Origin of the sequence: Aeromonas sp. ZOR0002 (assembly GCF_963866995.1) — a bacterium.
Lineage (GTDB): Bacteria > Pseudomonadota > Gammaproteobacteria > Enterobacterales > Aeromonadaceae > Aeromonas > Aeromonas caviae.
Genome location: NZ_CAWMFQ010000175.1, coordinates 32,436 through 42,774, shown reverse-complemented (window position 1 = coordinate 42,774; position 10,339 = coordinate 32,436). Strand labels below are relative to the sequence as shown.

15 protein-coding genes are annotated in these 10,339 nt (G+C 61.4%); 6 read left to right on the top strand and 9 right to left on the bottom strand.

Annotated features, from left to right (window positions below; all coding sequences use genetic code 11):
- On the top strand, window positions 1–102 hold a 102-nt coding region (locus AACR77_RS10420), incomplete at its 5' end, for a carbohydrate-binding protein (protein WP_042881274.1).
- Between the two features lie 139 nt (window positions 103–241).
- On the opposite strand, the gene AACR77_RS10415 is transcribed toward AACR77_RS10420, so the two are convergent.
- A complete protein-coding gene (locus AACR77_RS10415; protein WP_041211190.1) occupies window positions 242–1,042 on the bottom strand; it encodes a putative RNA methyltransferase in 801 nt (266 codons plus the stop codon).
- Window positions 1,043–1,169: 127 nt separating this feature from the next.
- The gene (gene crp, locus AACR77_RS10410; RefSeq protein ID WP_010673237.1) at window positions 1,170–1,808 is read right to left on the bottom strand and encodes a cAMP-activated global transcriptional regulator CRP; all 639 of its coding nucleotides are present in this window, start codon (window positions 1,806–1,808) and stop codon (window positions 1,170–1,172) included.
- A 373-nt stretch (window positions 1,809–2,181) separates the two neighbouring features.
- Between crp and AACR77_RS10405 the strand changes: the two genes are divergently transcribed.
- Window positions 2,182–2,586, top strand: coding sequence for an OsmC family protein (locus AACR77_RS10405; protein ID WP_010673238.1), 405 nt, complete (start codon window positions 2,182–2,184; stop codon window positions 2,584–2,586).
- Between the two features lie 48 nt (window positions 2,587–2,634).
- Window positions 2,635–2,934 carry a hypothetical protein gene (locus AACR77_RS10400; RefSeq protein WP_010673239.1) on the top strand — a complete coding sequence of 100 codons (300 nt, stop codon included), beginning with the start codon at window positions 2,635–2,637 and terminating at the stop codon, window positions 2,932–2,934.
- 69 nt (window positions 2,935–3,003) lie between these two features.
- Here AACR77_RS10400 and AACR77_RS10395 read toward each other — a convergent pair whose 3' ends face one another.
- The 3 genes from AACR77_RS10395 to AACR77_RS10385 all read right to left on the bottom strand — a co-directional run bounded on the left by AACR77_RS10395 (window position 3,004) and on the right by AACR77_RS10385 (window position 4,904).
- The gene (locus AACR77_RS10395; RefSeq protein WP_042881272.1) at window positions 3,004–3,537 is read right to left on the bottom strand and encodes a lipoprotein; all 534 of its coding nucleotides are present in this window, start codon (window positions 3,535–3,537) and stop codon (window positions 3,004–3,006) included.
- Between the two features lie 16 nt (window positions 3,538–3,553).
- Window positions 3,554–4,423 carry a phosphoribulokinase gene (locus AACR77_RS10390; protein WP_010673241.1) on the bottom strand — a complete coding sequence of 290 codons (870 nt, stop codon included), beginning with the start codon at window positions 4,421–4,423 and terminating at the stop codon, window positions 3,554–3,556.
- 235 nt (window positions 4,424–4,658) lie between these two features.
- Window positions 4,659–4,904, bottom strand: coding sequence for a YheU family protein (locus tag AACR77_RS10385; RefSeq protein WP_010673242.1), 246 nt, complete (start codon window positions 4,902–4,904; stop codon window positions 4,659–4,661).
- An 89-nt stretch (window positions 4,905–4,993) separates the two neighbouring features.
- Here AACR77_RS10385 and AACR77_RS10380 point away from each other — a divergent pair, with 89 nt between their 5' ends.
- Window positions 4,994–6,145: a GGDEF domain-containing protein gene (locus AACR77_RS10380; protein ID WP_042881270.1), complete on the top strand. Its 1,152-nt coding sequence runs from the start codon at window positions 4,994–4,996 to the stop codon at window positions 6,143–6,145.
- Here AACR77_RS10380 and AACR77_RS10375 read toward each other — a convergent pair.
- From AACR77_RS10375 to AACR77_RS10365, 3 genes are all read right to left on the bottom strand, one after another.
- Window positions 6,127–7,110: a hydrolase gene (locus AACR77_RS10375; RefSeq protein WP_042881268.1), complete on the bottom strand. Its 984-nt coding sequence runs from the start codon at window positions 7,108–7,110 to the stop codon at window positions 6,127–6,129. The two genes, AACR77_RS10380 and AACR77_RS10375, sit on opposite strands and share 19 nt — an antisense overlap.
- 60 nt (window positions 7,111–7,170) lie before the next feature.
- A complete protein-coding gene (locus AACR77_RS10370) occupies window positions 7,171–8,070 on the bottom strand; it encodes a chemotaxis protein (RefSeq protein WP_042881267.1) in 900 nt (299 codons plus the stop codon).
- A 138-nt stretch (window positions 8,071–8,208) separates the two neighbouring features.
- Complete coding sequence (locus AACR77_RS10365; RefSeq protein WP_042881265.1) at window positions 8,209–8,895, bottom strand: hypothetical protein; 687 nt, start codon at window positions 8,893–8,895, stop codon at window positions 8,209–8,211.
- Between the two features lie 39 nt (window positions 8,896–8,934).
- On the opposite strand from AACR77_RS10365, the gene AACR77_RS10360 reads away from it, so the two are divergent.
- Both AACR77_RS10360 and AACR77_RS10355 read left to right on the top strand, forming a co-directional pair.
- Window positions 8,935–9,141: a YheV family putative zinc ribbon protein gene (locus AACR77_RS10360; RefSeq protein WP_010673247.1), complete on the top strand. Its 207-nt coding sequence runs from the start codon at window positions 8,935–8,937 to the stop codon at window positions 9,139–9,141.
- 146 nt (window positions 9,142–9,287) lie between these two features.
- Entirely contained in the window at window positions 9,288–9,926 is a 639-nt protein-coding gene (locus AACR77_RS10355; protein WP_042881264.1) for an FKBP-type peptidyl-prolyl cis-trans isomerase, read from the top strand.
- Window positions 9,927–9,990: 64 nt separating this feature from the next.
- Here the strand turns inward: AACR77_RS10355 and AACR77_RS10350 are convergent, their stop codons facing one another.
- On the bottom strand, window positions 9,991–10,206 hold the full coding sequence (locus tag AACR77_RS10350) for a SlyX family protein (protein WP_010673249.1): 216 nt from the start codon (window positions 10,204–10,206) through the stop codon (window positions 9,991–9,993).
- Window positions 10,207–10,339: the final 133 nt, after the last annotated feature.

The following is a 10,339-nucleotide window of genomic DNA, read 5'->3' as shown; positions in this document are numbered from 1 at the left end:
AGCCACAACGGCCGCAAGTGGAAGGCTCAGTACTGGACCAAGGGCGATGAGCCCGGCAAGGCCGCCGTCTGGGTCGATCAGGGCGCGGCGAGCTGCAACTGATCTGCCGTGATGAAAAATGGGGCCGAGGGCCCCATTTTTGTCTTGCTGCGTGGTCGGGTGTCTCTTCCTGTCAGGGGAAAGGCGCACTCGCTTTGTCAAAAAGGCCCGTCAGGGCCTTTTTTCATGGTATGTCACCGGTTTACAGCGGTTTTTGCCACAGGCTGAGCAGCAGATCCTGCTCGAGGGCGTCGGGCCCCTGGTGGGTGAAGGCGTGGCGCTGCTCGCCGCTGGCACGCCAGCCGAGGCGACTGGTCTCCAGAATGTGCTCGCGCAGGCCCTGATCCAGCGCCGTACTGAACTGGGCGCGTTGCTGAGCAACATTGACGAGCCCGGTGAGGGCGGGCCAGCTCAGGGGATGTTCCATGCTCACCGGATTGAGGCTGACGCGCAATTGCCACTGATGGCGAGGGCCGGGCTGCACGTGGAGCAGATAGCCGCCCGGTGCCAGCCAGCTGACCAGGAGTTCCGTCTTGACCTTGAGGTCGTTGACCAGTAGCACCTGGGCCGTGCCAGGCAGCAGCGGGGCGCGCGCCGGGTCGGCGATGACGAACTGGCCTTCCGGTTGCGCCTTGTTGGCGGCGAAGATGGCATTCTTGGCCAGATCGAAACCGCCGACCTGCCACCCGGGCAGCCGCTCAGCCAGGGCGCGGCAGTAGTACCCCTCGCCGCAGCCGAGGTGGACAAGCTCGCGCTCGCCAAGAGGCGCGAGCAGGTTCGCCATGGCGTCCACCAGAGGCAGTTGGTGGCCTTGTTCCAGGAAGCGGCGCTTGGCGCGCAGCAGGGCCCGGCTGTCGCTGTCCTTGGGGTTCTTCTTGCCGGGGATGAGGTCCAGATAGCCTTCCGGTGCGGGATCGAAGTGGTGCTTGTTGTCGCAATAGACCCCGCGGGAGGCGGCATGAAGGTGCAGGGGGCTGCGGCAAAGGGGGCATTGAAGGTGCATAGGAGTTCTCTTGGCGAAGGCCATGACGGCGGGGCGTTCGGGATTATAGGGGAGAGGATCGGAAAAGGCTGCCATGGGCAGCCTTTTTATCCAACGGCGCTGTGCGGGCGCCGTCGGCGGAACCCGGTCAGCGGGTACCAAACACCACTATGGTCTTGCCGTGGGCGGAGATGAGCTCCTGCTCTTCCAGCATCTTGAGGATGCGGCCGACGGTTTCACGGGAGCAGCCGACGATCTGGCCGATCTCCTGGCGGGTGATCTTGATCTGCATGCCATCCGGGTGGGTCATGGCATCCGGCTGTTTGGCCAGGTTGAGCAGGGTCTGGGCAATGCGGCCGGTCACGTCCAGGAAGGCGAGGTTGCCGACCTTCTGGCTGGTGTGCTGCAGGCGCTTGGCCATTTGACCGGATAGACGCATCAGGATGTCCGGGTTGACCTGGATCAGCTGGCGGAACTTCTTGTAGGAGATCTCGGCGACTTCACAGGCGCCTTTGGCACGCACCCAGGCGGAACGCTCCGGATTCTCGTTCTCTTCGAACATCCCCATCTCGCCCAGGAAATCCCCCTGATTCAGGTAGGAGAGGATCATCTCCTTGCCTTCGTCATCCTTGATCAGGACGGCGACGGTGCCCTTGACGATGTAGTAGAGGGTTTCCGCTTTTTCACCGGCGTGGATCAGGGTGCTCTTGGCGGGATACTTATGAATGTGGCAATGCGACAAGAACCACTCAAGGGTGGGATCGCTTTGCGGTTTGCCAATGATCATGAGACTTCCTCTGTAGTGTCATTTTTATGGACTGTGCGTCCAGGCAAGTTGCCAAGCTTGCCATTCCTTACTCTTTGGTCGCAGTAGAATAAGAGCCTTTGCCTGTGCTGACAAGGCTTTGGGGTTTTGCCGTCCACCGGTGAGCCGCCATCTGCTGCGTCGTCCGGGGCATTCTAGGCAAGAAGAGGAGGTCGGATGTTGATTTCGATCTATTTCCCTTTGGGTCGTCGTCCGTTTCGCAGGAGAGGCTTGTCGCCGCAAAACGGGGCTTTATCGTCGTGAACGGGCAAGATCCTGGCGCATGTGCCACTCGACCCCGGCTTGAGGTATGCTATGGGCGTTAGAACCGTCGTCATTGAGAGGAAAGTGAGAGATGAAAGCCAAGGTCAGCTGGGTGGAAGGCATGAAGTTTGTGGGAGAGAGCGAGTCCGGTCATCAGGTGACCCTGGATGGCGCCAACCCGGGTGAAGGTGCCAGCCCGATGGAGATGATCCTGCTGGCTGTCGGCGGTTGCAGCTCCATCGATGTGGTCTCCATCCTGGAGAAGGCCCGTCAGTCCGTGACCGCCTGCCATGTCGAACTGGAAGGGACCCGCGCCGATACCGTTCCCCGGGTATTTGAGCAGATCCACCTCAAGTTCGTGGTGACCGGCAAGGGGCTGGCGGAGAAGCAGGTCGCCCGTGCGGTGGATCTGTCCATGGAAAAATATTGTTCAGTTTCCCTGATGTTGGAAAAAGCGGTAGAAATTACCCATAGTTATCAAATCCTTGAGGGTTGACCGCTATAGTTTGTCCCGTCGATAACGCCATGACATAAGGAAAGTGCGATGAAAAAAATGATGATGTTGCTTCCCCTGTTCGGTCTGGCCGCCTGCAGCATGCCGCAGCCGACCCAGTATCAATACAGCCAGTATCAGTGCGGGGAAGAGTTGCTGGCCATCACCTATGATGCTCAGGCCGACATGGTGCAGTTCCCTTATGCCGGTGTCTATCACAAGCTGGGGCGCATCGAGTCGCCCAAAGAGACTGCCAGCTATTCCGACGGGGTGACTACCTTCTCCCGTCAGGACAAGCAGGCCACCCTGGTCAAGAGCGGTGTGACCCAGCTGACCTGCGAGTTGAAGTGACCCTGATGCCGTCACGGCGTGCATGGAAAACGGCCTGCGTGAAGCAGGCCGTTTTTGTTGAAAGAGACATCACTCTGACGGTAGTGAGCCCAGCAACTGGGCGGCCAGTTGCTGGCTAAGCTGGCCACGGGCCTCCTCTGCGACGGGTACGTCGCTGGCGAGCTGGATGGCGCTGCTCCACACCGCTTTCTGGCTATGCCCGTCGAGCAGCACGACGGCCAGGGTTCCCTTGCGGGCATTGGCGGCGGCGTTCAGGCCCGGTGTCATGCCGAGGCGGGAGAAGATCTCGCCATCGCTCATGTCCTGGCTGCCAGCTACCCCGATGGCGACCCAGACGTCGGCCTCATCCAGGGGAACGCTGCGCCAGCCTTTGCCGTCCAGTTGCCGGATGACGGCCTGCTGTACCGGCTCGAGCCAGGGCGCGGCGCTGTTGCCCGCATACTGGAATTGTTCGGCCAGCGCATAGCGTGGTGTCGCCCCGTAGGTCCAATGCTCCGCCGGGCGAACCACCATGGTGCCCGTTTCGACCGTGGGTGCGGCGGGGCCGGAGCTGCAACCCCCCAGCAGGGTTGCCAGCGTGAATGAGAGAAGTGCAGCGCGCATCGTTAAGCTCCTTGGCTCAGGTGATCTTGCCCGTTTCGATCAGTTGCTGGATCAGGGGGCGCAGGATCAGTTCCATTGCGAAGCCCATCTTGCCACCCGGCACGACGATGGTGTTCATCCTGGACATGAAGGCGCCGTCTATCATCGACAGCAGGTAGGGGAAGTCCACCTGCTTGATGCCCCGAAACCTGATCACCAGCATACTCTCGTCCAGGCTGGGTATCACCTTGGCGCTGAAGGGGTTGGAAGTATCGACGGTCGGCACCCGCTGGAAGTTGATGTGGGTGCGGGAGAACTGCGGCGTGATGAAGTTGATGTAGTCGTCCATGGAACGCACGATGGAGTCGGTCACCGCCTCGCGGGAGTGGCCGCGTTCCGAGGTGTCGCGAATGAGCTTCTGGATCCACTCCAGGTTGACGATGGGCACCACGCCGATGAGAAAGTCCACGTGCCGCGCCACGTTGTGCTCCCCCGTGACCACGCCGCCATGCAGTCCTTCGTAGAACAGCAGATCCGTCTCGCCGGGCAGATCCTGCCAGGGGGTGAAGGTGCCAGGCATCTGGTTGAAAGGCACTGCCTCGTCGAAGCTGTGCAGATAGCGCCGGTACTGGCCTGTGCCGCTCTGGCCATACTCCTGGAAAAAAGACTCGAGCAGACCGAAATCGTTAGCCTCCGGGCCGAAGTAGCTGATATGCCGCCCCTGCTCCCGGGCCTTGCGGATCGCCACGTCCATCTCGGGCCTGGTGTAGCGGTGAAAACTGTCCCCCTCGACCACGGCCGCCTTGTATCCAAGCTGGTGGAACATGGAGCGGAAGGCGTTGGTGGAGGTGGAAGTACCGGCACCGGACGAACCGGTGACCGCGATGATGGGATGCTTGGCGGACATAGAATTCTCTCTTCCTTGGGAGTTCCGTTATAAGGGGTGGCCCAAAGTGCGGTCAAGTGCGCCGTCATCCTCCTGCAGCCACCACGCTTCCCGGCAATAGCGGTGAACGAGGGCTGCCCTGTGCTCTGGGTACGTTGGAATAGGTGCTTCTGGATGGCGAACTGGCCATGCGGCCTGATGGTGCGAGTTGGATAGGGGGAGGGCGGGGTGAGCCGCCCGATAAGCCGTGACCGCGCTACGCTTGGGGGAAGTCGTCAGTGGGTGACTTGCTTAAATGAGTCTTTGGGACGACATTGACACTTTCGTGCAGCTCGCTGTAGACAAGCACGGCGCTACCTTGTAGCAATTGTTGCCTGACTGCTTCGACCTTGTCGGTCAGGCTGACATCCTGTTCACCGTATTCGGTGCCTTCTTGCAGCACAAAGTGTTCGAGCAGGTTGGTGAGGGTGTCCGGCTCCAGTTCTTGCCAGGGGATAATCATGATTTCATCTTCACTCAGTGGGTTGCGGATATTGTCGGTGTCTGGTCGGCAAGCGCAAGGGATTTGTCTCGTTTTGGACGAGGGGTGCCATGCAATCCATTGACGCACGCCGACCCTCCAGTCAATTCGAACAGCACCTGTTCGATGCCCGCCGCCGCGCCCTGAGCGCCGGTTTGCGCTGGTACTGGGTCATCAATCTCATCGCCCTCGTATTTCTGCTGACCCGCTTCTACATCTATCGGGATGCACACCTGGTACTGGTCGGCAACCTGCCCTGGTCCTACAAATGGCAGCTCTTTGCCATGATAGGTGTTGGCTTGCTGCTGCCGCTCGGGTGGGGCTGGCTCTCCCGTCAACCCCATGCCATCTGGCTGGTGTCCCTGTGCGTCTGTGCCCTGGCCTGGGGGCTGGCCTGGGCCATGGTGGGTTACACCATCTCGATCGTCGACTTGAAGGGAGGCTTCAGTTTCATTTTCAACATGGTCAGCCTGCTGCTGCTGACCGGTCTCGTCGCCGCGTATTGCGATGTGCGGCTGTTTTACGCACTGGTGTCGGTCCCCCTGCTGTTCTTGTTGGTGAGAGCCTCCTGGAGTCCTGAGCCCTTTGTTCTGGTCAACACCATCGTGGTTGGGGTCTTGCTGGTGGTGCTGGAGACGGGGCGGCGCATGCTCAACGGCTGGTTCGAGCTTGCGGTGTCAAGGGAACACGACAACCTGATGCTGGCAAACAAGATGAATGCCATGGCCAACCGGGATCCCCTGACCGGCATAGCCAACCGTCGCCACTTCGATCAGGCGTGCAAGCGTGCCATTGCGCAAGGCACCACCCAGGATGTACCGCTCACCGTGATCCTGCTCGATGTGGATTTCTTCAAGCGCTACAACGATCGCTATGGTCATCAGGCGGGGGATGAGTGCCTGATCTTGGTGGCCGAGTGCCTGGAGGAGAGTGTGCGGGAGCCCGGCGATCTGGTGGCGCGCTACGGGGGAGAGGAGTTCGTGGTGTTGCTGCAGGAGACGACGCTGGCCGGTGGCCAGGAGGTGGCGGAGCGCATTCGCGCCACTCTGGCGGCCAGGGCTCTGCCCCATGAGGATTCCGACGTTTCCCCCCACCTCACCCTGAGCCAGGGGATAGCCCAGTGGCGAGCCGGGGAGAGCCTCGTCATGCTGCTCGAGCGAGTCGATGGTGCCCTCTATCAGGCCAAGGAAGAGGGGCGCAACGGTTATCGGCTCGCACCCTGAGTCTGCTCCCGCAACCACTGGCTGATGCGCTCATCCAGCCAGAAGCGGGGGCGCCAGGGAGAGCCGTGCAGGAAGCCCACGTGGCCGCCCTGTCTGCTCAGCTCGTAGCGCACCAGAGGGGAGAGCTGCTCCGCCGCCGGAATGACGGCATCGGTCATGAAGGGATCGTCGGCGGCGTGAATGACGAGGGTCGGGATGGGAATGCGGGCCAGCAGGCCCAGGCCGGAGCAGGTCTGGTAGTAGTGATCGGCGCTTTCGAAACCATGGAGCGGTGCCGTCACCAGCTCGTCGAACTCCCTCAGTGTGGCGATGCGGGTGATCTGGGCCGGCTGCCAGCGCGCCCGTGCCGCGCTCTGGCGCCGGATCTTGCTTTGCAGGTTGGTTCGCATGGTGCGCAGCAGGTAGTTCTGATAGACCCGTGAGAAGCCCTGATTGACCCGATCGGCACAGCTTGCCAGTTGCAGCGGGGCCGACACTACCACCGCCGCCTTCAATGGTGCCGGGCAGGCCCGCGCCAGCAGATTGACCAGCATGTTGCCCCCCAGGGAATAGCCGATGGCGACCAGGGGGCGGCCAGGAAAACGTCGCCCCAGCTCGGCAATCACCGCTTGGGCGTCCTCGATGGCGCCTGAGTGATAGGCCTGCAGCAGCCGGTTCGGCTCGCCACTGCACCCCCGAAAGTGCATCAGCACCGCCTCGTTCCCTTGCCGCTGCAGGTGGGCAAAGAGCCCCTTGGCATAGTGGGAGTGAATGCTCCCCTCCAGTCCGTGGAACACCACCACCAGGGGTTGTTCATCCTGGCCGGGTTCGCCGCTCCAGGCCAGATCAACGAAATCGCCGTCCGGGAGTTCGAAGCGCTCCTGGATGAAGCGGGCAGGCGAGCGGCGCAGCCACTTGGGCAAAATGGTTTGCAGATGGGGGTTGCGGGCCCACCAAGGGGCGTGAAAGTGGCTTTCTGTCAACATGCAACGACTCGGAAGAGCAGGGAGGAAAAGGGGGCGGCGAGTCCTTGGCTCGCCGCGACATCAGGCCATCAGACGATCGTGGTGCTCGGCGCCGCGCAGCATGGCCTGGATCAGTTCGTTGGCTTCAAACTTGGTGAGCGCCTCGTGGGCACCGACCTGATGGGCCCGCTCCACGCTGATCTCGCTGGAGAGGGAGGTGTGCAGGATGATGTAGGCTCCCGCCAGCTTGGCATCGCTCTGCACCTCGAAGGCCAGCTCGTAACCATCCAGCCCCGGCATCTCGATATCGCTCACCAGGATGTCGATCCGCGTGCCCTGGGAGACCCGGGTCTGCATCAGAGTGAGGGCGTCGCGTCCGTTGGTGCAGACCTCGTAGGGGATGTTGATGTAATCGAGCGCCGCCATGAGCTGGCGACGGGCGACAGAGGAGTCGTCCACCAGCAGGATCCGCATCGGCTTGAGCCGCTCGCGCTGCACGTCGGTCAGCACGGGGTAGAGATGGCTGGGATCGTCCGGATAGACCCGCGACAGGATGAGTTCCACATCCAGCAACTGGATCAACTGATCTCCCACCCGGGTCACGCCGGTGACGAAGACGTTCTGTCCCAAAGAGGGAGGGGGCGGCTCGATGTCACGCCAGTTGCACTCGGTGATCTTGTCGATGCCCCGCACCAGAAAGCCCACCAGGGTACGGCGGCAATCGGTGATGATGATGAAGCAGTGGGGCATCTCCTCCCGGCTGATGGGGCGGTAGCCCACGGCCATTGCCATGTCGATCACCGGGATGGTGGTGCCGCGCATGCTGGCGGCCCCGAGCACGGTGGGATGGGATTGTGGCAGGGCGGTGAGCTGGGTGTAGGGCACGATCTCCTTCACCTTGAGGGTACCGATGGCGAAGGATTGTCTGGCAGAGAGGTGGAACAGCAACATGCCCTGGGATTGGTTGGCCTTGCTCGTCATGGCGGATGTCCTGTTGATCTAGTCGGTGACGGTCAATCGGGTGTTCAGCATAAAGGATGGTGACATGAATGACTCCTTTGTTGTTAGCGGCGGTGAGCCGCAAAACTGGATTTCTTTTGCCATCCTTTTATGCCTCTTTTATCGGGTCGCGGACGGCTGAGGGGAGAGGGGCGCCCCGAGCCATTGCAGATGAGCCTCGGCCAGCGCGCTTTCATCCCGATAACCCAGCCTGCTCACCACCTGTGACGGTGTGCTGCCGCTTCGCAGCAGGCGAATCCCCTGCAACAGTTGCCACTGATCCTGCAGTGCCTGGGCGTGCGGGCCCTCGAGACCGCGAGTGCCCAGCAGGGTCTGCCAGGCAGCCACGCTATCCGGCTGTGCTCTGGCCAGGGCTTGCCAGGCATCTTGCAGTGCCTGATCCCCCAGTGACGAGATGGTGCAGCCGTGCAACTCATCCCCCACCACTTGCAGTCGCTGCCCATAGGGGCCTTGCCAGTCTCGGGGGCGTGACCAGGCCGCCAGGCTGTCCAGCAGTGCGTCCATCAACGGGTTTGCCTGCAACCAGCCAGCCTGGGCGGGCTGGGGCACCCGCACGGAGCAGGCCAGCAGATCATGCTGGCAGTCAGCCAGAGGGGTGAAGGCGGCGAGGGCATCGGCACAGAGCCAGAAGTGGCTGCCAGGTGTCAGCAGCAGCTCATGGGCACCCAATTTCAGCAGCGCCGCCCCCTGGGTGACGCGCAGCAATTGGCCCATGGGGGAGCGCTTGCGGGGGCCGACCTGAAGGGTGGAAGTGGAAAAATGCTGATATTCGATGGCGTGATGCATGTAAAAACCCTGATATGATGCTGCCTGGAGGTAACAAAAATGGAAACCAGACGTAAAAAGCGCTTCATTGCCGGGGCGGTTTGCCCGGCGTGCGGCAAGATGGACACCATGATGCTGTATATGGAGCATGGAGTCGAGAAGGTGACCTGTGTCGAGTGCGGGGATACCCAGGTGCAGACCCAGGAGCAGGTGGACAAGGCTACGCGTGAGGCGGAGCAGGTGATAGGGGTGTTTCGTCCCGAGTGAGGGACATGCCTCAAGGTGATGGTACGCCGGTCAGGCGGGTCGCTGTTGATGACTTTTTCATCATACTGAAGCCGGGCCGACCATATGCTTGTCTGCCTTTTTGAGGTATTCTGAGCCCGTTTTTTTCTATCCGCAGGATCCCTGACATGAAAGTAGCTCCCCTGAGCGTGGTTACGCTGGAATACACGGTCACCGACGAACACGGTGAAGTCATCGACACCACTGTCGGTAAAGAGCCGCTGGTGTATCTGCACGGTACCCGTTACCTGGTCTCCGGCCTCGAAGCCGAGCTGGAAGGTCGCAGCGTGGGCGAGGCGTTCGACGTCACCCTGACGCCGAACCAGGCCTATGGCGAGTACGACGAGAATCTGGTGCAGGAAGTGCCCGGCGAGCTGTTCGACGGTATGGAAGTGTCTGAAGGGGATACTTTTGTGGCCGAGACCGACGATGGTCACCGTCCGGTGACCGTCATCGAGGTGTCCGAGGAGTTCATCAAGGTGGACGGCAACCATCCCCTGGCTGGCGTGACCCTGGGCTTCAAGGTCGAGATCAAGGACGTGCGTGCCGCGACCGCCGAAGAGCTGGCCCATGGCCATGTGCACGGCGCTGGTGGCTGCGGTCACGGTCATGGTCATGACCATGATCACGGCCATGATCACGATCATGACCACGGTGGCTGCTGTGGCGGCCATGGTCACAGCCATGCACACGATCACGGCGACGATCACGGTCACGGTGGTTGCTGCGGTGGTGGTGGTTGTGGTGGCAAGGGCCATCAGCACTGATCACGGCCTGGCCGATGATAAAAAAACCCGCGCATGGCGCGGGTTTTTTTATGGCTGGCACGTATCAGTAGTGCGGTGGCGGCGTCTCTTCGGCCATGCTGGCGATCTGGCTCGGCTGTACGCTCTGCAATTTATCCACCAGTAGATGGATCTGGTGTTTGAGCCGGTCCAGCTCGCGACCCTGGGTGGTGACCTCGTCGTTGAGCTGCTCCACCGTGTATTCGGCAAAGGCGAGGCGGCTTTCCAGGGTTTCGAGGCGTTCGTTTAGTTGCTGACTCATGGGCCTTTTGGTCCTTACTTGATAGTCCAGATTTCAGCCAGGCCACTGGAGCTGGCACTGACGAGGTGGTCATTGTCGCGCAAAGCCACGCCATAGACCACAGCGCTCGGCGGTTTAACCTTGGGATGGGGCG